Source organism: Stappia sp., assembly GCF_040110915.1.
Taxonomy (GTDB): Bacteria; Pseudomonadota; Alphaproteobacteria; order Rhizobiales; family Stappiaceae; genus Stappia.
The window spans coordinates 3,632,737-3,655,360 of the sequence record NZ_CP157793.1 but is presented as its reverse complement, the minus strand read 5'-3'; the positions used below and the strand labels follow the sequence as shown (position 1 = coordinate 3,655,360).

The 22,624-nt window shown below is 68.8% G+C and carries 21 protein-coding genes and 1 tRNA gene; 11 read left to right on the top strand and 11 right to left on the bottom strand.

Annotation, left to right across the window (positions count from 1 at the left end; all coding sequences use genetic code 11):
- The first annotated feature begins 242 nt into the window (after nt 1–242).
- The gene (locus ABL312_RS16285; protein ID WP_349358449.1) at nt 243–1,301 is read left to right on the top strand and encodes a cytochrome-c peroxidase; all 1,059 of its coding nucleotides are present in this window, start codon (nt 243–245) and stop codon (nt 1,299–1,301) included.
- 90 nt (nt 1,302–1,391) lie between these two features.
- On the opposite strand, the gene ABL312_RS16280 is transcribed toward ABL312_RS16285, so the two are convergent.
- The gene (locus ABL312_RS16280) at nt 1,392–2,114 is read right to left on the bottom strand and encodes a class II aldolase/adducin family protein (protein ID WP_349358448.1); all 723 of its coding nucleotides are present in this window, start codon (nt 2,112–2,114) and stop codon (nt 1,392–1,394) included.
- A gap of 408 nt (nt 2,115–2,522) precedes the next feature.
- Nucleotides 2,523–2,609 (bottom strand) — tRNA-Leu (locus tag ABL312_RS16275).
- A 172-nt stretch (nt 2,610–2,781) separates the two neighbouring features.
- Here ABL312_RS16275 and ABL312_RS16270 point away from each other — a divergent pair.
- Genes ABL312_RS16270 through ABL312_RS16255 form a run of 4 tightly spaced genes read left to right on the top strand, consistent with a single transcriptional unit; the run spans nt 2,782 to nt 4,701 of the window.
- Nucleotides 2,782–3,360, top strand: a complete 579-nt coding sequence (locus tag ABL312_RS16270) for a YqaA family protein (RefSeq protein WP_349358447.1) — start codon at nt 2,782–2,784, stop codon at nt 3,358–3,360.
- Nucleotides 3,361–3,376: 16 nt separating this feature from the next.
- Nucleotides 3,377–3,925: a disulfide bond formation protein B gene (locus ABL312_RS16265; RefSeq protein WP_349358446.1), complete on the top strand. Its 549-nt coding sequence runs from the start codon at nt 3,377–3,379 to the stop codon at nt 3,923–3,925.
- A gap of 40 nt (nt 3,926–3,965) precedes the next feature.
- Nucleotides 3,966–4,208, top strand: coding sequence for a hypothetical protein (locus ABL312_RS16260; RefSeq protein ID WP_349358445.1), 243 nt, complete (start codon nt 3,966–3,968; stop codon nt 4,206–4,208).
- A gap of 58 nt (nt 4,209–4,266) precedes the next feature.
- The gene (locus ABL312_RS16255) at nt 4,267–4,701 is read left to right on the top strand and encodes a metallopeptidase family protein (RefSeq protein WP_349358444.1); all 435 of its coding nucleotides are present in this window, start codon (nt 4,267–4,269) and stop codon (nt 4,699–4,701) included.
- A gap of 67 nt (nt 4,702–4,768) precedes the next feature.
- Here the strand turns inward: ABL312_RS16255 and ABL312_RS16250 are convergent, their stop codons facing one another.
- Nucleotides 4,769–6,043, bottom strand: a complete 1,275-nt coding sequence (locus ABL312_RS16250) for an FAD-dependent oxidoreductase (protein WP_349358443.1) — start codon at nt 6,041–6,043, stop codon at nt 4,769–4,771.
- 264 nt (nt 6,044–6,307) lie between these two features.
- Here ABL312_RS16250 and ABL312_RS16245 point away from each other — a divergent pair, with 264 nt between their 5' ends.
- Nucleotides 6,308–7,201: a DMT family transporter gene (locus tag ABL312_RS16245; protein WP_349358442.1), complete on the top strand. Its 894-nt coding sequence runs from the start codon at nt 6,308–6,310 to the stop codon at nt 7,199–7,201.
- A 24-nt stretch (nt 7,202–7,225) separates the two neighbouring features.
- Here ABL312_RS16245 and ABL312_RS16240 read toward each other — a convergent pair whose 3' ends face one another.
- Nucleotides 7,226–8,071: a YihY/virulence factor BrkB family protein gene (locus ABL312_RS16240; RefSeq protein WP_349358441.1), complete on the bottom strand. Its 846-nt coding sequence runs from the start codon at nt 8,069–8,071 to the stop codon at nt 7,226–7,228.
- 292 nt (nt 8,072–8,363) lie between these two features.
- Here ABL312_RS16240 and ABL312_RS16235 point away from each other — a divergent pair, with 292 nt between their 5' ends.
- The 3 genes from ABL312_RS16235 to ABL312_RS16225 all read left to right on the top strand — a co-directional run bounded on the left by ABL312_RS16235 (nt 8,364) and on the right by ABL312_RS16225 (nt 11,523).
- Nucleotides 8,364–10,049 (top strand): acyl-CoA dehydrogenase family protein, encoded by a 1,686-nt coding sequence (locus ABL312_RS16235; protein ID WP_349358440.1) that lies wholly within the window; start codon nt 8,364–8,366, stop codon nt 10,047–10,049.
- Between the two features lie 434 nt (nt 10,050–10,483).
- On the top strand, nt 10,484–11,110 hold the full coding sequence (locus tag ABL312_RS16230; protein WP_349358439.1) for a hypothetical protein: 627 nt from the start codon (nt 10,484–10,486) through the stop codon (nt 11,108–11,110).
- Between the two features lie 11 nt (nt 11,111–11,121).
- Nucleotides 11,122–11,523: a hypothetical protein gene (locus tag ABL312_RS16225; protein WP_349358438.1), complete on the top strand. Its 402-nt coding sequence runs from the start codon at nt 11,122–11,124 to the stop codon at nt 11,521–11,523.
- Between the two features lie 28 nt (nt 11,524–11,551).
- On the opposite strand, the gene ABL312_RS16220 is transcribed toward ABL312_RS16225, so the two are convergent.
- Nucleotides 11,552–12,232 carry a TetR/AcrR family transcriptional regulator gene (locus tag ABL312_RS16220; RefSeq protein ID WP_349358437.1) on the bottom strand — a complete coding sequence of 227 codons (681 nt, stop codon included), beginning with the start codon at nt 12,230–12,232 and terminating at the stop codon, nt 11,552–11,554.
- A gap of 152 nt (nt 12,233–12,384) precedes the next feature.
- On the opposite strand from ABL312_RS16220, the gene ABL312_RS16215 reads away from it, so the two are divergent.
- Complete coding sequence (locus ABL312_RS16215; RefSeq protein WP_349358436.1) at nt 12,385–12,963, top strand: NAD(P)H-dependent oxidoreductase; 579 nt, start codon at nt 12,385–12,387, stop codon at nt 12,961–12,963.
- A gap of 25 nt (nt 12,964–12,988) precedes the next feature.
- On the opposite strand, the gene ABL312_RS16210 is transcribed toward ABL312_RS16215, so the two are convergent.
- Nucleotides 12,989–13,510, bottom strand: coding sequence for a GNAT family N-acetyltransferase (locus ABL312_RS16210; protein WP_349358435.1), 522 nt, complete (start codon nt 13,508–13,510; stop codon nt 12,989–12,991).
- A gap of 760 nt (nt 13,511–14,270) precedes the next feature.
- Between ABL312_RS16210 and ABL312_RS16205 the strand changes: the two genes are divergently transcribed.
- On the top strand, nt 14,271–14,684 hold the full coding sequence (locus ABL312_RS16205; RefSeq protein WP_349358434.1) for a DUF2794 domain-containing protein: 414 nt from the start codon (nt 14,271–14,273) through the stop codon (nt 14,682–14,684).
- Between the two features lie 64 nt (nt 14,685–14,748).
- Here the strand turns inward: ABL312_RS16205 and ABL312_RS16200 are convergent, their stop codons facing one another.
- The 5 genes from ABL312_RS16200 to ABL312_RS16180 all read right to left on the bottom strand — a co-directional run bounded on the left by ABL312_RS16200 (nt 14,749) and on the right by ABL312_RS16180 (nt 22,486).
- Nucleotides 14,749–16,842 (bottom strand): S8 family serine peptidase, encoded by a 2,094-nt coding sequence (locus ABL312_RS16200; protein ID WP_349358433.1) that lies wholly within the window; start codon nt 16,840–16,842, stop codon nt 14,749–14,751.
- Nucleotides 16,843–17,248: 406 nt separating this feature from the next.
- The gene (locus ABL312_RS16195; RefSeq protein ID WP_349358432.1) at nt 17,249–18,010 is read right to left on the bottom strand and encodes a Bax inhibitor-1/YccA family protein; all 762 of its coding nucleotides are present in this window, start codon (nt 18,008–18,010) and stop codon (nt 17,249–17,251) included.
- A gap of 258 nt (nt 18,011–18,268) precedes the next feature.
- Nucleotides 18,269–19,030, bottom strand: coding sequence for a hypothetical protein (locus tag ABL312_RS16190; protein WP_349358431.1), 762 nt, complete (start codon nt 19,028–19,030; stop codon nt 18,269–18,271).
- Nucleotides 19,031–19,182: 152 nt separating this feature from the next.
- A complete protein-coding gene (locus tag ABL312_RS16185; RefSeq protein WP_349358430.1) occupies nt 19,183–21,762 on the bottom strand; it encodes an ABC transporter permease in 2,580 nt (859 codons plus the stop codon).
- A gap of 4 nt (nt 21,763–21,766) precedes the next feature.
- The gene (locus ABL312_RS16180) at nt 21,767–22,486 is read right to left on the bottom strand and encodes an ABC transporter ATP-binding protein (RefSeq protein ID WP_349358429.1); all 720 of its coding nucleotides are present in this window, start codon (nt 22,484–22,486) and stop codon (nt 21,767–21,769) included.
- Between the last annotated feature and the right edge of the window lie 138 nt (nt 22,487–22,624).

Below are 22,624 nucleotides of genomic sequence, written 5' to 3'. Positions count from 1 at the left end.
CTTTGGTTCGCCGGCTTGGCTTTAGCGCCTTGGTCGGCTTGACCGGATGCTGGATGTGACGCTGCGGCAGGCGGTCGTTGTCCCGGCCCGCTTTCAAGGTCTCGAAAAGACATGCTGCCAAGTGTCGCAGCCGGCTTCGGATTTGATCCAGGTCAACCGGAGGCGCGCCGCTTCCCGGTAAAATTGCACCGGTGGCCGCAACGCCGCCGAACTTGCCAACCCAGCTTCGAGCAAGGTGTGACATGACCCGTCTGCTGACTGCCGTATTGACCTGTTCCACCGCCCTGATCGGTCTCGCGCCGGCGGTCCTCGCCGACGATCTCCGCGAAACGGCGGAAGCGCTCTTCAAGCCGCTGCCGTCCACGATCCCCGCCGTGAAGGACAACCCGATCACCGAGGAAAAGATCGAGCTCGGCAAGGCGCTGTTCTTCGATCCGCGCCTGTCCGCCTCGGGCGTCTTCTCTTGCAACTCCTGCCACAATCTGGCGACCGGCGGCGACGACAATCTGGAGACGTCGATCGGGCACGGCTGGCAGAAGGGGCCGCGCAACTCCCCGACCGTGCTGAACGCGGTTCTCAACGAGGCGCAGTTCTGGGACGGACGCGCGGACGATCTCAAGGCCCAGGCCAAGGGGCCGATCCAGGCCGGCGTCGAAATGGCGAACACGCCGGACAATGTGGTCGCGACGCTGACCTCCATGCCGCAGTATGTGGCATGGTTCGAGGCGGCGTTCCCGGACGAGGCCGATCCGGTCACCTTCGACAACATGGCCAAGGCGATCGAGGCCTATGAGGCGACGCTGATCACCCCGGCGCCCTTCGATGCCTATCTGAACGGCAACGACGACGCGCTCGACGCCGATGCCAAGGCCGGGCTGGCGCTCTTCGTCGACAAGGGCTGCGCGGCCTGCCACAGCGGCGTCAACGTCGGCGGCCACGGCTATTATCCCTTCGGCCTGATCGAGAAGCCGGGCGCCGAGGTGCTGCCCGAGGGCGACAAGGGCCGCTTCGCGGTGACCGAAACGGTTGACGACGAGTATGTCTTCCGCGCCTCGCCGCTGCGCAACGTGTCCGTCACGGCGCCCTACTTCCACTCCGGCAAGGTGTGGGATCTGAAGGTCGCGGTGCAGATCATGGCCGAATCGCAGCTCGGCGAGGAACTGAGCGACGAAGAGGCCGATCAGCTGGTCGCCTTCCTGCACAGCCTGACGGGCGAGATGCCGGAAGTGGTCTATCCGGTGCTGCCGCCGGAAACCGCCACCACGCCGCGCCCGACAGACGAGATCATGCCGGCCAACTGACCCGGCTCGAGACGGCGCGGCGCGCAAGGCGCCGATCTCACGAAGACACGACGCCCCGGTCGCCTGCGGCCGGGGCGTCCTGCGTTGGCCTCAGCCTTCGGTCTTCGGCGGGCCCGCGCGGCGGCGCGGCGCGTCGACCGCCGCCACGTCGCCCTCGGAGAGATCCTTCGCCTGCTTGCCGTAGGTCGCGAAGCGGGCGAGCACCGCGTCCATCTCGGCTTGCGACAGGATCGTCGGCGTGCCGATCTGTCGGGCGACGACATATTGCTTGCACAGTGCCTCGACCTCGCCGGCGAGCCACAGCGCCTTGTCGAGCGTGGGGCCGAAGGCGATGGTGCCGTGATTGGCCAGCAGGCAGGCGGAGCGCCCCTCGAGCGCCCGCAGCATCGCTGCCGACAGTTCCGCCGTGCCGAAGGTGGCATAGTCGGCGCATCTGAGCGTCGTGCCGCCGGCCACTGCAATCATGTAGTGAAACGGCGGGATCTCCTCGCGCAGGCAGGACAGCGCGGTCGCATGGGTGGAATGGGTGTGCACCACCGCGCCGGCCTCGGGCCGCGCGGCGTAGATGTCGAGATGCATCCGCCATTCCGAGGAGGGCAGCCAGTCGCCTTCATAGGTGCCGTCGAGGCCCATCGGCACGATCTGCTCCGGGGTCATCTGCGCGTAAGGCACGCCCGAGGGGGTGATCAGAAAGCCGTCGTCGGTGCGCAGGCTGACGTTGCCGGACGTGCCCTGATTGAGCCCGGTGGCGTTCATCGTCAAACAGGTGTCGATCACCGCCTGGCGCAGGTCGGTGGAGGGGGAAGGGGGCATGCGGGTCTCCTGCCGGTTCGCGCCGCGATCATAGGCGGGCGAGGCCACCCGCGGCAATCGCGCGCCGGGCCTGAGAGGCCATGCGGCAAGAGCGGGATATGTCCGGGACGAGCGGGTGAAAAACCTGTGACAAGCGGGGGAAAAGCCAGGCGAGAGCGAGGGGAAAACCTGGGACAAGGGAAGGGACAACAGGGTGGACAACATATCCACAAGCTGGGGTCAATCCGGGGAACCGATCTGTGGATGCGCCGGGGAACATCTGGGGACAGCCTGAGGACGACCCGGGGACGAGGCACGGCGTTGGATGGTCCGCATCGCGTGCGTGCAACGCGGTCGCAGCTCTGCCGGGCGGTTTTGTCTGGCTCGCGTGACGCTGGCTGGTGAGAAAAAGGCTGGCGAGAAGAAGGGTGGTGCCCCCGGTCCGACTCGAACGGACACTCCGGTTAGGGAAACGGATTTTGAATCCGTCGCGTCTACCAATTCCGCCACGGGGGCTGTCCGGCGCGGGATCTTGCCCGGTCGAAGCGGCCGCGATCATAGCCAACGGGGGCCGAGCGTCAATTGAAAGATCGGCCGCGAAGCGGGCCGCGCCCGCCCCGTCGCCGGCGGTGCGACGTCGCGTCGGATTTGAGTGACAACGCAGGGCGGAGGGGGTAAAGCAAAGCCCATGTTGCGCAGGCTCTACGACTGGACGATGTCGCTCGCCGCCGGCCCCCGGGCTCCGGTGGCTCTCGGTGCCGTTTCCTTTGCGGAAAGTTCGTTCTTTCCCATCCCCCCGGATATTCTGCTGATCCCGATGGTGATCGCGCGTCGTGCCAAGGCCTTCGCCTATGCGACGCTGTGCACGATCACATCGGTCCTTGGCGGGGCGCTGGGCTATGCCATCGGGGCGCTGCTGTTCGTTCAGGTCGCGCAGCCGATCCTGGAATTTTACGGCTATCTCGACAAGTTCGACACGTTCAGCACCAATTTCAACGACTATGGCGCCTGGATCGTGTTCATCGCCGGCGTCACGCCGTTTCCCTACAAGGTGATCACCATCGCCAGCGGCGCGACGGGTCTGAGCCTGCCGGTCTTCATGGTCGCCAGCCTGCTGGCGCGGGGCCTGCGGTTCTATATCGTCGCGGGGCTGCTCTATCTGTTCGGCCCGCCGATCCGCACCTTCATCGAGCAGCGGCTCGGGCTGATGTTCACGGTGTTCATCGTGCTGCTCGTGGGCGGCTTCGTCCTGATCAAATACCTCTGAGGGGAGCGCACCGGCCATGGAGAAGTCTCCCGCCGTATCCGCGCCCGCCGGCTTGCGGTCCGTGCCCGGCGCGGCGCTGATCCTGCTGCTCGCCGGCGGTCTTGCGACCATCGCCACTGCCTGGGGGTTCGAACTGATCGGCGGCTTCGTGCCCTGCAAGCTGTGTCTGGAACAGCGCGTGCCCTATTACGCCGGCCTGCCGCTCGCGGCTGTCGCGCTCGCGCTGGTGTGGACGGGGCGCGCCCCGGGCTTGCGCACGCTCGTGCTGCTGCTGGTCGCCGGCATCTTCGCCTATGGCGCGGGGCTCGGCATCTATCAGTCGGGGGCCGAATGGGGCTTCTGGGACGGGCCGGCGGACTGCGGCGGCGGGGCGGCGGGGCCGCAATCGGCGCTCGGGATGCTGGAGGCGCTGAAGACCACGCGGGTGGTCAGCTGCACCGAGGCGAGCTGGCGGATGCTCGGCCTGTCCTTCGCCGGCTGGAACGCGGTGGCGTCGGCCGGTCTGGCCGCGCTGGCGCTGGTCGCGCTCTGGACCTCGCGCGCGCGGGCCCCTATCTCCGGATGAACAGCGGGCGCAACGTGCCCGCCAGGAGGGAGGCGTCGGGATGACGCGGATCGACCGGGACGAGGCGCGCAAGCGCGAGGCGGAGGAAAGCCTCGCCCGCGTGCGCCGCGACAGCGAGAGCCTGTTCGAAGGCTCGGTGCGTGCGGGCACGCGCGGCAAGGCCGAAGGCGGCGCGCCGCCTCAAGACGATCCGATCGAGGTGCTGGGCACGAAGATCGGCCGCACGGCCGGCATCCTTTTCGCCATCGGCCTCGTGATCTATCTCGTGTGGACCTATCTGTGAGCGGATCGGCCGTCGTGACGTCTCTTCATTTTCCAGGCACCGGACGGGGGAGGCGGGCATGGGGTCCGTGATCAGACGCGGGCCGTCGCAGCGCTGGCGCGACGCCCAGTCTCCCGATCTCGCGGTGTTTCAGGACCTGGCGGCGGAGGCCTTCGAGGCGCTGCCCGAGGAATTTCGCGCCCTGTGCGGGGCCATCGAGATCCGGGTCGCCGATTTCGCCGAGGACGAGGTGCTCGACAGTCTCGGCATGGAGGACCCGTTCCTGCTGATGGGCCTGTTCGAGGGCGTGGGGATGGCGCAGGACGCCTCCACGCCCTTCACCGGCCAGATGCCCAACCGCATCTGGCTCTATCGCCGCGCCATCCTCGACTATTGGGCCGATCACGACGACACGCTCGGCGAGGTCGTCGCGCATGTGCTGGTGCATGAGATCGGCCATCATTTCGGCCTTTCCGACGACGACATGGAAGCCATCGAGGCGCGCGCGCCCTGACACTTGGGACGTCCGGCCGCGCGCCGCCGCGAAGTAGACGGAGCTCATGCAGGGCAAGGGGGCGGGATCAGGCGGGCGGCAGCAGCCCCTCCGCGAAGGGCTTGCCGATGGCGCGGCGCGCCATCATGTGCGAGCGGGGATGGTTGATGCTGTCGACGGCGATCAGCCGCCCCTCGCGCAGATAGGCGACATAGAAGCTGCCGCTTTCCGGATCGCCCACGGTGGTCGCGGTGTCGTGGCCGTCCGACAGGCCGGCGATCTGGAGCTTCACCGCATATTGGTCCGACCAGAACCAGGGGACGGGATCGTAGTCCTCGTCGGCGCCGAGGATCGCGGCCGCGACGGCCTTGGCCTGATCGATGGCGTTCTGCACGCTTTCCAGCCGGATCGAGCGGCCGTAGCGGGCGGACAGGAACCGGGTGCAGTCGCCGGCGGCGAAGATGGCCGGATCGCTGGTGCGCCCGCTGCCGTCGACCAGAATGCCGTCGTCGACCTCCAGACCGCAGGCGGCGGCCAGGTCGTCGTTGGGCTGAGCCCCGATGGCGACCAGCGCGAGATCGCAGGCGAGTTCGCTGCCATCGGCCAGCGCCACGCCGGTCAGGGCCTCCTTGCCAAGGAAACCGCTGATCCCGGTGTCGAAGCGCAGGTCGACCTCGTGATCGCGATGCAGGCCGGCGAAAAAGGCCGAGACCGCGGGCGAGACGACCCGTTTCATCACCCGGTCCTGCGCCTCGATCACGGTGACCTTGTGCCCCATCGCGCGGGCGACCGCCGCCACCTCAAGCCCGATGTAGCCGCCGCCGACGATGGCGATGCGGTTCGCGGCGCGAAGACGGGCGCGGATCGCCTCGACGTCGGCGATGGTGCGCAGCGTCACCACGCCGGGGAGTTCCGCGCCGGGGAGCGGCAGGGCGCGCGGGCGCGTTCCGGTGGCGAGCACCAGCGTCGCATAGGCGATGCGCGCGCCGGTCTCCAGGACGACGGCGCCGGCCGCGCGGTCGATCTCGCGCACGCGGACACCGAAGCGGCAGTCGATGCGGTTCTGCGCGTAGAAGGCGGCGGGTTTCAGGTGCAGCCCCTCGGTCTCGACCTCGCCGGCGAGATGCTTCTTGGAAAGCGGCGGGCGCTGGTAGGGAGGATGCGGCTCCTCGCCCAGGAGAACGAGCGGACCGTCATAGCCGCCGGCGCGCAACGACTGCGCGACCTGCGCGCCCGCCTGTCCGGCGCCGACGATGACGATCGCGCCGGGCCGCCCGGCGTCCGCGTGCGATGCATCCGGCCCTTGCGCGGGCGATGCGCCGTCACCGTGTCCGCCTGTGTTCCGATTGCCCTGATCCTGCATGACAACTCCCCTTTGGCTGGCCGCGCGCGGCCAACGCGAGGTAGCATGGTCTCCCGACATCCGCCAAGTGCCTCCGCCCGCGCGCATCGGCGGACGGTTGCACGGCGCCGCGCCGGCCGCGCCCACGTTACGGGGGATGCGGCGACACGCGGATGCGCGTATGGTTGCACGGCCTGCCCGCAAGGGAGCCCGCCGCGCCCGCCTGTTCGACATTCACCTCCGTCACCCGGTCACCGGGATCGTTTTGCAGAACTGGATTACCACGTGCTGACCTTTCTCGACCGGTTCGCGCCGGGCATCTTTGTCTTGCTTTGGTCGACCGGCTTCATCGGCTCGAAACTGGGCTCTCCCTACATCGAGCCCTTCGTCTTCCTGACGATCCGCTTTGCGCTGGTGCTGCCGCTGCTGTGGCTGCTGTTGCTCGTTACCGGCGCGCGCTGGCCGCGCGAGGCGTCCGCCATCGGGCATTGTCTGGTGGCCGGCGCGCTCATTCACGGCGTCTATCTCGGCGGCATCTTCTTCGCCATCGATCGCGGCATGCCGGCGGGCATCGCGGCGCTGGTGCTCGGGCTGCAACCCTTGCTGACGGCGCTGCTCGCCGGGCCCATCCTCGGCGAGCGCGTGAGCCCGCGCCACTGGGCGGGGCTTGCCGTGGGCGGGGTCGGTCTCGCGCTCGTCGTCGCGCCCCGCATCGGCGTGGATGCCTCGGGTTTGACGGCGGTCACCGCCGGGGTGTGCCTGCTGGCGGTCGCCGGCATGGCCATCGGCACCGTCTATCAGAAGCGGTTCGCCGGCGGCATCGACCTGCTGGCCGGCACGGCGCTGCAATACATCGGGGCGCTGCTGGTGGTGGTCCCGCTCACCTTCTGGGAAAGCTGGGAGATCGTGTGGGCGCGCGACCTCGTCATCGCCATGACGTGGCTGGTGCTGGTGCTGTCGATCGGGGCGATCCTGCTGCTGATGGTGCTGATCCGCCGGGGAAGTGCCGCGCGGGTCGCGAGCCTGTTCTATCTGGTCCCGGTGGCGGCGGCGGTCGAGAGCTATTTCCTGTTCGGCGAGACCCTGTCGCCGATCCAGATCGTCGGCAGCGCGCTGGTGGTCGGGGCGCTTCTGCTGATCCGCGAGCGGCGCATCGGCACGCGGCGCACGCCGGCGTGAGGCTGGCCGTCTTGCACGCGGGCCTCACCCGGAGGCGCGATCCCGGCGCAGGGCGGCGTTGAACTCGCCGCCGAAGACGAAGCCGAGCGCGAGCAGATAGAGAAACACCAGCGCGGTCATCGCGCCGGCGAGGCCTGCATAGGTCGAGACGTAGCTCGCGAAGCCGGCGAGATAGGCGCCGAAGGCGGCGCCCGACACGAGCCACAGCGCCAGGGTGGCGACGACGCCGGGCAGGATTTCCGACAGGCGTCGCCGGCCGGCCGGCAGAAAGGCATGGGCGGCGAGCAGGCCGCCGCTGGTGAGCAGGGTGGCGATCAGGTAGCGCGACAGATTGAGGCGCGCGGTGAACTCCTCCAGCACGGGCGCGTAAGCCGTGACCGCCCTCCAGACCAGCGGGGCGAAGACGATCAGCACCGCGAAGGCGATCAGCAGCACCGCGCCGACCAGCACCCAGCCGAGCGCCTGGGCGCGCAGCCACAGATAGTTGCGGATCTCCTCCACGCCGTAGGCGCGGTTGAGCGCGATCCTGAGCGCCTCGACGCCGTTGGAGGCGAACCAAAGGGCGACGAGAAGACCGAAGGTCAGCGCATCCCCGCGCGGCTCGGTGAGCACGACGCGGATCTCGCGCGCGATCGGCCCGGCGACATCGTCCGGCCAGGCGTCGAACAGCATCGCGGCGATGCGGTCCGCCACGTTCTCCATGCCGAGAAAGCCCGTCAGCGCGGCGATGAAGATCAGAAAGGGAAACAGCGCCAGCAGCGAGGACAGCGCCACGTGACTTGCCAGCACGAAGCCGTCGTCCCGGCTCATGTGGGCGAGCGTGTCGGCGACCACGGAGATCGCGCGGGAGAAAAGAGATCGGCGGGCCATGGTGGTGCTGATGCGGCACGCGACGCCGCCGGTCAAGCCGCGATGCGGCATGAAGCCTGCGCCGGGGCCGTTGACGGCAACAAAATTTCCCGATTGATGCGGCAAAAGAAGGATTGCTTCGCGAAGCGCGCGCGATATGGTGTGCAGTGCACCATAACAAACGGGAGTCGCCTGCCCGTTCGGTCCGCGGAGCCATGTTGAGCGCGGGTTCGGCGAGAGAGCGGGGCGGGTGGATTGGATGCGTGCGCGAGGACCACACCGGCGCGGATCCGCACAAGAACGGAGAGGATGCATGTCGCTTGCTAGCGAAATCGGTCACGACACGGCGGAGGCTCCGCTGGATTCCCATCTGACGGCCAGCGTCGCCGCGCTCGACCGGCTGCTCGACGCGGCCGCCGGGCGGGTGCGCGCCCGGGTTCTCGACGGCGGACGGATCTCGTCGGCCAGGATGGAGGCGGAGCAGCGCGCCACGCACGGGCTCGCGTGGCTCGCGACCTATGTCGAGGCGCTCCGGCAGCTCGAAGGTTACACGACGCGCCTGCGCGAGGCCGGCAGCTTCGGCGAGACCGAGGAACTGACCGTGCGCCTGGCGTTCGCCGAATATCTGGCGCAGATCTTCGGCGGCTTGCCGATGAACCAGAACGAGGTTCTGCGGCTTGCCGATCTCGGCCTGTCGCCGCGCGAGGCATCGGAGTTCCTGGTGCCGGAGATCGAGGCGCTGATCGCCACCGGCAACACGCCGGAGATCCGCGCGCGTCTCGCCGCGCTGATGCAGCAGCAGGAGGGGGCGTCGGTTTTCGGCACCACCGGGCTCGACGAGACCTACGAGCAGGTGCGCGACGAGATGCGCCGCTTCGCCGCCGATGCGGTGGTGCCGCATGCGCATGAGTGGCACCTGAAAAACGACTATATCCCGCTGGAAGTCATCGCGACCATGGCGGAGCTCGGCGTGTTCGGCCTGACGATCCCGGAGGAATTCGGCGGTCTGGGGCTCGGCAAGGAGTCCATGTGCGTCGTCTCCGAGGAGCTGTCGCGCGCCTATATCGGGGTCGGCTCGCTCGGCACGCGCTCGGAGATCGCGGCGGAGCTGATCCTGTGCGGCGGCACGGACGACCAGAAGGCCAAATGGCTGCCGAAGATCGCCTCGGGCGAGGTGCTGCCGACGGCGGTCTTCACCGAGCCGAACACCGGCTCCGATCTCGCCTCGCTCAAGACCCGCGCCGTGCGTGAGGGCGACACCTGGAAGATCTACGGCAACAAGACCTGGATCACCCATCCGGTGCGCGCCGACGTGATGACGCTGCTTGCCCGCACCAATCCGGACGAGCCGGGCTACAAGGGCCTGTCGATGTTCCTGGCGGAAAAGCCGCGCGGCACGGACGCCGATCCCTTTCCGGCGCCGGGCATGTCCGGCGGCGAGATCGAGGTGCTCGGCTATCGCGGCATGAAGGAATACGAGATCGCCTTCGACGGGTTCGAGGTGCCGCATGCAAACCTGCTCGGCCAGGTCGAGGGGCAGGGCTTCAAGCAGCTCATGCAGACCTTCGAGGGCGCGCGCATCCAGACGGCGGCCCGCGCGCTCGGCGTCGCGCAGGCGGCGATCGACCTCGGCCTGCGTTACGCGCAGGAGCGCGTGCAATTCGGCAAGCCGCTGATCGCCTTCCCGCGCGTGTCGGACAAGCTCGCGCTGATGCAGGCGGACCTGATGGCGGCGCGTCAGCTCACCTATTTCTCCGCCTGGGAGAAGGATTCGGGCCGGCGCTGCGACGTGGAAGCGGGCATGGCCAAGCTGCTCGGCGCAAGGGTTGCCTGGGCAGCGGCCGACAACGCCCTGCAGATCCACGGCGGCAACGGCTTCGCGCTGGAATATGCGATCTCGCGGGTCCTGTGCGACGCGCGCATCCTCAACATCTTCGAGGGCGCGGCGGAAATCCAGGCGCAGGTGATCGCGCGGCGCATTCTCGACGAACGCGGCTGATCGACGCCCCGGCCGGGGTTCGCCCGGCCGGCACGGACGGAACCGGCAGATGCCAGACCGCCCCGCCGGGCAACCGGCGGGGCGTTTTGCGTGGCGGGCCGCCGGTGGCACCGGGGCGACGGGCGACGATAGGAGCGCGACGATGGGCGCTTCCGTCCCCCCGCGCCCTGGTCTAGGATCGGCGTCTGGTTGCAGGCTGGCGAAGCTGTCGCACAGGCTGTTTTGCGGGAGGCGCAAGCGGGATGTCGGGGCGTCGATGTGGTCTGGGGGCGCTCCTCATCGCGACCGTCGCGCTGGCGGGCGTCGGAGGCGGAGCGCTCGCCGGGCCGGAGGCACACACCGCGGCCGAGGCGGCAGCGCCGGCCGGGAGCCGGACGTCACCCCGGACAGACCCCTCGCCCGCGAGAGATGCCGCGCCGGGAAGCGGTTTCTCCGTGGAAAAGTCCGGCCGTGTCCTCGAGTGGCTCGACCGGGGGTGCCCGGGCGGCTGGTGTGCGTCGGTCGGCGTGCCCTATCGCTACGACATCTACAGCGCCGGCGACTTCGAGGCGCGGTTGATTTCCACGTTTCAGGATGCCGGCTTCTCGGTCAGGCCCGATGCGTTCGAGGTCGAGGATCCCTTGCGCCGGTGCGGCGACGCCCCGCCCGAGGATGCCACCCGACACGTCTTCTGGACCGACTTCGTGCCGCTGAATGCCCGATTGCTGGACGACCTCGGGGTGGACGCCGACGACCTGGGGGTGACGCTGCGGCCGAACCGGCGCTACCGCGTGCAACTGCACGGGTGCTACGACACCGCGCCGCGAACGGTCGCGTATGAGGCGATCCGTTTCAACGCCTGCCGGATGGACCGGATGCCGATCCGGCTCGGCGCGCGGATCGTCGTGTATCTGGCGATGAACGTGCAGCACCGTGGCTCGGCGGGCCCCTGGCACGACTACGCCAATCAGGACTTCAACACCAAGGTGCTGGTCGATGAAATCAGCGCCGGCCTGCGCAAGACGCTGGACGAGGTGCCCGCTCGCACCGTCAGCCTGACCTATCCCGACACCTGCATCTAGAGGCAAGCCGCATGGCCTACCGTTCCTGGCTCTCGCTCATCTGGCTGGCAGGCGCGGGGATATGCTGTGCCCTTCTGCTGGTGTTCGCGGCGCGCGACATCATCCTGTTTGCGGACATTCCGCCCTTTCTCGAACGTCTGATGTCCATCTATCTGCCCATCGTGGCGATGATCGTCGGCTTCTGGTTCGCGGAGAAGAATGCGGCAACCGAAGCGCCACCGACCGCCTCGCGGATCGCGATCGGAACCTCGTTGGCCTTCAATGCCCTGATGATCGTCGTGCTCGCGAGCACGTTCTGGGCCGAAAGCGATCCGACCGCCCTGGACGTCCGGATGTCCGTCATGAGCAGTTATGCCACCTATATGGCCTTGCTCGTCGGCCCGGCGATCGGCTGGTTTTTCGGCAAGCAGTGACGCCCGGGGCGATGCGCGCCCCGCGATCCTAGCGGGCGGCTGGCGGTGCCGCATCGCCGCCGGGGAGGGGCGGGGGCGTGCAAACCCCGCGCAGCCAGACGGCGAGCAGGTCGGCGAAGAAGGCGTCCTGGGTCTCGGGGTCCTCGCAGGCGCCGACCGTCTGTCCAACCAGCATATGGTAGAAAAAGGCGAGCACGCCCTGCGCGAGAAGCGCGGGATCGGGATCGGGCGGGATCAGTCGCTCCGCCTGCAGCCGCGCGAAGGCGGCCTGCGTGTCCGCCTCCATCGCGCCGCAGATCTCCAGGAACTGCCGCGTCCAGGGCCCGTCCTTGAGCGTCGCCTGACTGAGGAACAACCGGGTGAACTCCGGGTCCGTCCGGTAGAGCGCAAGCCATGGGCGGAACAGTGCGAAGAGGAAGGCGTGCGCCCGCATCGCATCCCGGTCGGGACCGCCGTCGACCGGCGGACCGGCGGCGACGGCCGCGCGCATGGCCGCCATCTGCGCGTGCAGGGCATCGATCCGCACCGCGATCAGCAGGCTCGCCTTGTCCGCGAAATGGGCGAAGACGGTGGCCTTCGCCACCCCCGCCCGGGCCGCGATGGCCTCGACGCTGGTTCCGTCGAAGCCCTCGGCGTCGAAGGCGGCGCGGGCAGCCGCGAGGATGGCGGTTCGTGTCTGTTCGGTGCGCTTCTGGGGCCGTCCGGCCATGCGGTCTCCAATTCAAGTGCCTCGGGGCAACCCGGGGGTCCCTGCGTGACCCGGTGTGCCCTCGCGGCAATTAATAATTGACCACGGTCAAAATATGCGGCACTGATTTTTTGACCGCGGTCATTCAATCATATCTACGCAGGAGGGGCGCAATGTCCAGACGCGTTTTCGTTCTCGACGGCCATCCCGGTCGCGACACATTGTGCGGGGCCCTCGTCGAGGCCTATGTGGCGGGTGCCGAGGCGCGCGGCCACGAGGTGCGGGTGCTGCGCCTCGCCGAGATGGCGTTCGACATCGACATGGAAGAGGGTTACGGCACGAAAAAGCCGCTCGAGCCCTGTCTGGAGGCCGTTCAGGAGCATCTCGCCTGGTGCGAGCATCTGGCGCTGGTGCATCCGCTGTGGTGGGGCGGCGTGCCGGCCAAGCTGAAGGGTCTGTTCGACCGCGCGCTGCTGCCCGGCTTCGCCTTCGCCTATGAGAAGGGCAAGCATTTCCCGACCAAGCTGCTCACCGGGCGCTCGGCGGACGTGCTGGTGACCGCCGACACACCCGCGTGGTATCTGCATCTCGCGCTGCGGGCCGGCGGCTATCGGGCGATGAAGACCCAGATCCTCGGTTTCTGCGGCTTCCGTCCGGTGCGCTTCAAGACGTTTTCCTCGGTGCATGAGTCCAATCCCGATCAGCGCAAGGGCTGGATCGAGGCGGCGCGCGCTCGAGGGGCCGCGCTCTGACGGGCGTGCTCCGTCGGGCGGGGCGTCAGTCGGGATTGTCGGGAAACCAGCCGAAGACCGTCATGTCGAGCGTGGTCTTGGCGACGCGTTCGCGGCTCGTCATCAGCGGCTGCCCGCCGCGCTGGCGGTAGAAGCGCAGCGCGTCGGTATTGTCGGAGAGCACGCGGATCGCGAGTCCGTCGAGATGCAGGCGGGCAAGCGCGCTGCGGGTGGCGTGAAAGAGCTCCGTGCCGAAGCCGAGCCCCTGATGGTCGGGCCGGATGTAGAGCTCGTAGATCTCGCCCTCGAAGGGCAGTTCGCGCATGCGCGAGCGCCCGAAGGTGGCATAGCCCGCAGGTTGCCCGGAGACCGACAGGATCTGGATGCGCACGCCGCGCGAAAGGGCGGTGCGCCACCATTTCGGCCCGCGCCGCGAGATCATCCGCTCCAGTTCCACCCCGTCTATGATGCCGCGATAGGTCGTGCGCCACGCCGCTTCGTGAATGGCGGCGAGTGCGTCGGCATCGTCGTTGCGCGCGGGGCGCAGGGCAGTCAGGCCGAGACTCATGTACCAAGGATAGCGCTCTTTGCGCGCGGACAAAAGCAAAGCCGCAGCGGCGCGCGTTTGCGCAGGGCGCGCAGGGTCCTCGGTCGTTCCTGAAAAGCCGCTTCCGACGATGGATGATGGCAAACGGCCGGGGAGAAGGTCCGACGCGACGGCCGAATCCTGTGCGAAATCGCACTCGAAACCAGGGCCAAACCCGGGGCCGGATACAGGGCTGGATACAGGGATGAAAACGGTGCCGAAAACGGCGCCAAAAACGGCGCCGAAAACGGGAAAGGGCCGGCACTGTGTGCCGGCCCTTCCGGTTACCTACGCGTCCACGAGGGACAGGATCGAAGCCACGAAACCCCGGGGGGCTGGGGGGCTGTTGCGTACCGAGGTCTCGCGACCGGCGATCCGTTGGCAACATCGTCAAGATCGCCTGTCACCATGGCGCGGGAAGGGCTGCATTGGGGCAAAATCGTGAAATCTCGGCTCCGACGGCCGGCGCCCTTTCGGAAGGCGGCAACTCGATGCTTGCCAAACCCGAAGCCCGGGGCGCATCATGACACGACGATGACGCAACGCCGGCCGCAGGCAGGCGTGTGGGTCGGCAGGCAGGACGCGAACCGCAGGCGCCGGGTCCGGTCTCCACCGGGCCGCCCTTAACGGGCTGCTGCGAAGCACGGCACTGCTGCCATGAACGGGGCTGCTGCGAAGAAAAGCACTGCTGCCAGGAACGGCGCTGCTGCGAAGAACGGGACTTCGGCGTACGGGAGACGGCATGAGCGAATTCGACGCCGACGCATCGCGATTCCCCCGCTCGGGCCCCGGCCCGGGCGACGCCGACAGCGGCGAGCGGTCTGGCCCCGGCGGATCTTCCGCATCGCGCATGGTGCCCGTGGTGGCGTTTCACCGACGTGAACTGGATCTGATCCTGCGCATCTACGGCCAGCGGGTCGCCTCCGGCGAGTGGCGGGATTACGCCATCGATCACCTGAAGGACCGGGCCGTCTTCTCGATCTTTCGCCGGGCGTCGGAAATGCCTTTGTTCCGGGTCGAGAAGGTGCCGAAGAACGCCCGCCGCCAGGGCGCCTACGCGGTGGTGGGCACGGGCGGCACGGTGCTCAAGCGCGGCAGCGATCTGGCCCAGGTTCTCAAGGTCTTCGAGAAAAAGCGTCACCTGAGCGTCGTCTGACCCGAAGGTCCGTCGAAAGGTGGAAACCGCCGGCGGTCCGATGACCGCCGGCGGCTCTGTCCGGTCAGAAGCGCAGGTTCATGCGCGCGCTGAGGGCATGCGACTGCGCGCGGGCCCGATACTCGCCGGAATAGGCGAGCGTGCCGGACAGGCGCGCATCCTGTTCGCTCAGCGTGACACCGGCCGAAACCCGCGCGATATCGCGGCCGATCCCCAGATCGCCGGCGGCGACCGGTGCGCCGAGCAGCGTCGTGGCGCGGCTGTCGCCGAGAGCGCCGACGGCGCGCGCGTAGCCGAGATCGAGGTTGGGCGCGATCTCGAGCGTTTCGGAGATCGCATGCGCCGCGCCGGCGAGGCGCACACCGACGCCAAGGTCGGTCTGGGTCTGGCTGGCGGAGGCCGCCGTCAGCGAGAACACGCCGGCGCCCGTTTCCGTTGCGCTGCCGAGCCACTGGTGGACGAAGCGGGCCTGCGCATAGGGCTGCAGTGATCCAGCCAGCGTGTCGAAGCTCATGCCGATACGCGCGTTGCCCCAGGCGCCGATGTCCACCGCATCGCTGACGCCGGTCCAGGCGACGGCGCCACCTGCGCCGGCGATGGCCGTGCGGGTGGTGCTGGTCTCGAAGCGGCTCACGCCGGCCGCGCCTTCCGCGAAGAATCGCGACCCGGCATAGCCGCCGTAGGCGAGCGCGTGCAGGCCCGTGTCCTCGACCCGGTTGCCGCCGCCGCGCGTGTCGCCGGTGGTCACGCCAACGCCCGCGCCGAGGCGCAGACCCGCGCTCGGGCTCACGTCGAGACCGGTCATCAGACCGCCGCCGCGCGAGATCGTGGAGGGCGCGGTGGCGCTCGCCTGCGTCTGCGCGAAGCTGCCCATCGGCGACAGCCACCAGCGCAGCCGGCGCTCGCGGTCCGCCGGTGCATCGCCATGGGTGGAGACGGTGACCGTGCCCGGCAGGGCGTCCGCGGTTCCCTGGGGCGCGGCGAGGCCGGCGCCGATATCGGCGATCCGGCCGAGCGTGCGCGCCTGCGCGAAGGCGGCGTTGGAGAACACCACGCCGGTCTCGGCCGCCCGTGTCTGGGTCAGGTTTTCCAGATCGAGCAGGCCCCAGCCGTAGACCTCGTCGATGCCCGGAGCTCCGGCGTCGGTCGCGGTGGCGAGCACGAGTTGCGCAAGATCGGTCGCGGCCGCATTCGGGAACATTTCGCGGGCGACCGCCATCGCGCCGGTGACATGCGGCGCGGCCATCGAGGTGCCCGACATGCGCACGTAGTCGCCGTCGTTGGCGGTCGCGTAGATGCCCCCGGTCGTCTCGTCGTCGTCGCCGCCGGGCGCCGACAGGCACCAGCCCATGGCGACCGCGCCGCAGCGGTTGGAATAGTCGGTGATCGTGCCGTTGGTGCCGACCGCCGCGACCGTGAGCCAGCTCGCCCGCAGTTCCGGAAAAAGACCCGGCAGGCCGGGCTCGAGCGCGGCGCCCGAAAAGCTCGCGTTGCCGTTGGCCCACACGAGCACCGCGCCCTGGGCCGCCGCCTCTCGGAAGGCGGCGAGCATCTGCGGATTTTCGGTCTCGAACTGGGTCCGCAGCGTCGCGGCGGCCACCGGATCGCTCGGCACCATGATGTCGCTGCCCCAGGAGTTGTTGTAGATCTCGACGCCGTTGGCGAGACCGTGGGCATAGACGCGCGCCACGGCCGCGTCGATGCCGGCCGGGTCGATGTCGGTGGTTCCCGGATTGGTGAGCTGGTAGGTGGCGATCTTGGCGTCCGGCGCCACGCCGACCATGCCGAAGCCGTTGCGCCCGGCGGCGATGGTGCCGGACACATGAGTGCCGTGGCCCTCGAAATCGACCCCGTCGATCGGCCCGCCCGTCGGCCCGTTCAGCGACAGCGGGCTGAGGTTCTCGATCAGGTCGGGATGCAGGATGAAAGCGCCGCTGTCGACGACGCCGACGGTGACGCCCTTGCCGGTGTAGCCGTTCTCATGAGCGACCAGCGCGCCGATGGCATCGAGGCCCCATTGGGCATCGTATTCGGCCGTTTGCGCTTGCGCCGAGGTGGACGGGGAGACGGTCGCGAGCGTCGTGCTGGCGAGAAGGCCGGCGGCGAGCGCCAAGGCGGGCCGCGCCGAGGTCAGACGAATGCAGAAAGGGGTTTTCATGGTGATTATCCAAGATGGCGATGGCGCGATCTTGATCGGGAGCGGTCCGGAGTCAATCGGGGATCCCTCGCCATTTCAGGGTTTTAGGGCCCCGGCGCGCAAAAATGGACGCCGCGTCGCCTGCGCCGGACGCGCCGCACACCGGCGCCGATGGCCGTGACCCCGATGGCCGTGACCGCGATGATGCCCCCTGACCCGAAGGCCCGGCCGCAAGCCCCGACCCCCAAGCCCCGACCCCCAAGCCTGCTGTCGGCATGCCGCAATCGCCATTGCAGCGCAGGCAAACAAAAAGGCGCGGGAGACCCCCGCGCCTTTTTGGTCTCTGCGTGCCGTTCGTTTCCGAGCCGCCGGTGTCGCCTGCTGCCGCGAGAGCGGCGGTTTGGCGTCGGCGGTCTGGCGTGCGCGATTACTCGCGGTTGCCGAAGAGCTGCAGCAGCATGATGAAGAGGTTGATGAAGTCGAGGTACAGCCGCAGGGCGCCCATGATCGACTTCTTGGCCACCACTTCCGAGCTGTCGCCTTCCCAGTACATCTCCTTGATCTGCTGGGTGTCGTAGGCGGTCAGGCCGGCGAAGACGAGCACGCCGATCACGGAGATCGCGAACTGCAGCGCGGAGGAGCCCACGAAGATGTTCACGATGGACGCGATCACGATGCCGATCAGGCCCATGAACAGGAAGGAGCCCCAGCCGGACAGGTCCTTCTTCGTCGTGTAGCCGTAAAGGCTCAGCGCGCCGAAGGAGGCGGCGGTGATGAAGAACACGCGCGCGATCGACTCGCCGGTGAACACCAGGAAGATCGAGGACAGCGACAGGCCCATCATCGCCGCATAGACCCAGAAGGTCGTCTGCGCGGTGGAGGCGCTCATCGACTGGATCTTGAAGCTGAGGAAGAACACCATCGCGAGCGGCGCGAGCATCACGACCCACTTCAGCGGGCTGGCGTAGATCGCCTGGCCGAAGGGCGTCAGCGCCATGCCGCCGGCGGTCTGGTCGATCGCGAAATAGATCGTCGCGAGCGCGGTTACGCCGGTGATCGCGAGGCCGAGCGCCATGTAGTTGTAGACGCCCAGCATGTAGGCGCGCAGGCCCTCATCGTAGACGCCGGCCTCTGCGCGTGCGCCGGCCGCAGCATACCGAACGTTGGAATTGCGGTCGAAGGTCGACATCGAAATCCTCTCTTGTCGTTTCGTATCCGCCGCGCGCGACAGGGCCGGAAGCCCTTGCGTTTGCGCGGCCATGAACCATCGATCAAACGATCGGACCGGCACGCCGGCCCGCGCACACTACGGCGGATTACGTACAGGTCTCGTCAAATATGGGCGCAGGGTGCGCGCGGAACAAGATGCAATCGGCCGAAAGCGCATTACCATTCTGTCATGCGTCGACAGGGTTAACGCATATCGCCTCCGCCCCGCGTGCGCCGCTTACTTCATCGCCTTCAACCGCGATGCGATCTGCCGGTCGCAGGTGCCGCGCGGCCAGCGCACGATCTCCTCGCGGGCGAAATCGAGGATTTCCTTCTTCGGATCGACCATGGTCGCCGGCGTGACGCCCGGCTTGAACCACTGCAGCACGGCGTAATCGCCGCCCGCGTCGGTCAGGAAGGCGATGGGCTGGCCGTTCTCGACGATGCCGAGGCGTCCGACGCGCACGGGCGTGATCTCGACCGCGCGGCTTTCGCCGTCGATGGTCAGCTTGTCCTTCGACAGGCGCAGGCGCTTCAGCGTCGACCCGGAGGTGCCTTCCCAGGTGCCGAACAGCCGCTCGCCCTTGTTCTCCACCGACAGGCAGGAGTTCTTGAAGTTGGGGATCGACAGGCGTTCCGCCGGGTGCTCGACCGGCTCCTGGTCCTTGATGAAGGTGGTGTACTTCATCTCGTTCTCGCCGGTGCGATAGACGCGGACCTGGACCGGGGCATAGGTGCTCTGACCCATGCGGCGCACGAGAAAGTCGAACTGGTTCTGGTCGTTCGTGCCGGCCTTGCGGTAGAGCCACAGCGCCGGAAGGCCGTTCTCGAAGATCAGCCAGTCGCTGACCACCAGCCCGCGCGGTCCGGTCGGCTCGTTCACCTGCCACACGCCGGTGTGAAACGGCGATTCCGCCTGGGCGCCGCCAAGGGCCAGGGCCGTCAGGCCCATGCACAGCACCGTGGCGCGGCCGGCGTTTCCAATCCAACGTCGCATCATCTCGTCTTTCCCTGTCACGCGCGCAAAGGGGCGGGCCGTCGCGGCCCGCGTTTTCCATCGCGCGACCTTATCGCGATCGCGACGCGATGACACCCCCTTGGCCGGGGAACCGTGCCGGCGTGGGGAAAAGCGGACCGGCCGCCGCGCCGGCGCTACAGGTTGCGCAGCACCGGGGCGGGCTTGCGCCCCAGCACCCGCCAGGTTCCGATCAGGCCGAAGCCGACGGTCAGCACCAGCGCCGCCAGCGCCGCGCCGATGGCGGTGGCCGGCAGGAAGGTGAAATTGCTGTCCATCACCTGCGTCAGCACGAAAGACGCGGCGAGCGCGCCGGCGGCGACCGCGAAGGCGGCCGTGACGATCCCCAGCAGCGCGTACTCGATGACGAAGCTGGCGATCAGCCGGGCGCGGGTCGCGCCGAGCGTCTTGAGGATCACCGCGTCGTAGACCCGGTGGCGGTGGCCGGCGGCGAGCGCGCCGCCGAGCACCAGCACGGAGGCGACGAGCGTCACCGAGGCGGCCGCCCGGATCGCCCAGGCCAGTTGCGCGACAAGGCCGTTCACCTGCGCGATGGCGTCCTTCACCCGCACCGTCGTGACCGTCGGAAAGGCGTCGGCGACGGTCTTGAGAAGCGCCAGCTCGCTCTCGGTCGTGCCGCCGTTAGGGTAGGTCAGCGTGCGCAGATGGGTGTGCGGCGCGCCGGCGAAGGTGTCGGGCGAGAACACCATCACGAAGTTGATCGACAGGGATTCCCAGTCCACCCGCCGGAAGTTGGCGATCTCGGCGGTGACATTGCGCCCCAGAACGTTGACCGTCACCGTGTCGCCGATTTCAAGGCCAAGCGCGTCGGCGACCTCGTTCTCGAAGGAGACCTGCGGCGGGCCGGCGTGATCGGCCGGCCACCAGGCGCCCTCGGTCAGGGTGGAATTGTCGGGCAGCGCGTCCGCATAGGTGATCCCGCGGTCGCCGCGCAATGCCCAGGCGCCGCCCTCGGGCGCCTCGATCTCGCTGGCCGGCACGTCGTTGATCGCCGCGATGCGCCCGCGCAGCATCGGCGCGCCGTCGACCGTGGCCTGCGGCGCCTCGCGCGCCAGAAGGGCGTCGAAGGCCTCGCGCTCGTGGTTCTGGACGTCGAGGAAAAAGAAGCTCGGCGCCTGATCGGCGATGGTCGCGCCCAACTCGCGGCGCAGGTTTCCGTCGATCAGCGCGAGTGTCACCAGGAGCGACAGGCCGAGGCCGAGCGACAGCACGACGGAGGGCGTCAGCGCGCCGGGCCGGTGGATGTTGCCGAGCGCAAGCCGCAGTTCCGCGCCGCGCGGACGCGGACTGCGCCGGGCGAGGCTCATGATCGCGCGGGCGATCAGCGCCAGCAGCGCGAAGACCACCGCCGTCGCGCCGACATAGACGAGCGAGATCCGCAAGTCGCCGGAGAGCACGATGGCGAGCGACGCCAGCACCAGAACGGCCGCCGCCGTCGCGACCATGTAGCGCTTGCGCGGCCAGCGGCGCGCAGCACTCACGTCGTCGCGAAACAGGAGGCGCGGCGGTATGTCATGGGCGCGGCCCAGCGGCCACAGCGCGAAGGTGAGCGCCGTCAGTCCGCCATAGAGCACGCCGAGGCCGAGCTCGGCCGGATAGATCCCGGCGACCGCCTGGACGGGAAGCACGGCCGTCAGGAAGCCGGCCGTGAGGAAGGGGATCGCGGCGCCCAGCATCAGCCCGGCGGCGATGCCGAGGCCCGCGAGCATCAGGATCTGCAGGAGATAGATCCGGAAGACGAAGCCGCCCTCGGCCCCGACGCAGCGGAAGGTGGCGATCACCGGCCGCTTGGCGTCGAGATAGGAGCGCACCGCGTTGGCGACGCCGACGCCGCCGACGATCAGCGCGGTCAGTCCGACCAGCGTCAGGAACTGCGCCAGCCGGCCGATATTGCGTTGCAGGCCCGGCGCGGCATTGGCGCTGGAGCGGATCCGCCAGCCGGCTTCCGGGAATTTTTCGCGCGCGTCGGAGATGATCGCGCGCAAGGTCTCGATGTTCGCGGTGTCGGTGCGCACGCGGTAGTGAAAGCGCACGAGGCTGCCCGGCTGGACAAGGGCGGTCGCGTCGATCGCGGCGCGCGACAGGATCACGCGCGGGCCGAAGTTGAGCCCGTCGCTCAGCCGGTCCGGCTCGGTGACGATGGTGTCGGCGATGGCGATCGTCGCCCGCCCGAGCGCGATCGTGTCGCCGACCTCAAGGCCGAGGCGCACCAGAAGCTCTTCCTCCACGGCCGCGCCGAAGGTGTCGCCGTCGCGGGCGAGCGCATCGGCGAGCGTGCCGCCGCCGGCGAGCTCGAAGGTGCCGTAGAGCGGATAGGCGCCGTCGACGCCCTTGATCTCCACGAGCGTCTGTTCGCCGGTTTCGGGCGCGCGCGCCATGGCGCGCAGGGTGGCGACCTCCGACACGGCGCCGAGGCCGTCGAGATAGGCGCGTTCGGGCTCCGTGGCCTCGCGGTGAATGAGGCGGAAGGAGAGGTCGCCGCCGAGGATCGTGGTGCCTTCCGCCGCGATCCCCTCGACCAGCGCGCGCGACACCGAGGTGACGCCGGAAATCGCCGCGACGCCGAGTGCGATGCAGGCGATGAAGACATAAAAGCCGCGCAGGCCGCCGCGCATCTCGCGCAGGGCGAAGCGCAGCGCGAGCGCGATGCCGGGGCCCTGGGTGCGGGCGAGCCCGCCTGCGTGAAAACCGGTCATCGCCTCAGGCCCCCGCGACGAGACGTTCGGGCGCGTCCACCGTCTCGATGTGGCCGGAGCGCACGCGGATCGTCCGGTCGCATCGGGCGGCCAGCGCGGGATCGTGGGTGACGAGCACCAGCGTCATGCCGCGTTCGCGCGAGGCGGAAAACATCAGATCGACGATCTGCGCGCCGGTGGTTTCGTCGAGGTTGCCGGTCGGCTCGTCGGCGAGCAGGAGCGGCGGCTGGGTGACCAGCGCGCGGGCGATGGCGACGCGCTGTTGCTCGCCGCCCGACATCTGCGCCGGGTAATGCGACATGCGTTCGCCCAGCCCGACGGCGTCGAGCTCCGCGCGCGCGGCCTCGAAGGCATCGCGCCGCCCGGCGAGTTCCAGCGGGATGGCGACGTTTTCCAGCGCCGTCATGTTGGGAACGAGGTGAAAGGACTGGAAGATGATGCCGATCTCGCGTCCGCGAAACCGGGCGAGCGCGTCTTCCGACAGGCGCGTCAGATCCTCCTCGCCCACCATCACCGCGCCGGCATCGGCACGCTCCAGCCCCGCCATGACCATGAGGAGCGTCGACTTGCCCGAGCCCGAGGGGCCAACGATGCCCAGCGACTGGCCGGCCGCGACATCGAGATCGACGCCCTTGAGAATGTGCACCCGCCCGGCGTCCCGGCCGAGGCTGAGGTGGACCTCCTTCAGCGAGATGAGCGGAGCCTGGGCTGGTCGGTTCGTCATGGATGACCCTATAGTCTGGCCGTAGTCCGACCGCACGACACCCGCCGTGTGGCGGGCGCGGCGCGGGGCGCGGCGTCTTGTCCGGGTGGCTCCGACAGGCGAGCCGGTGCGCGGGGTTGCGGTTTTTGCGTTGCGCTC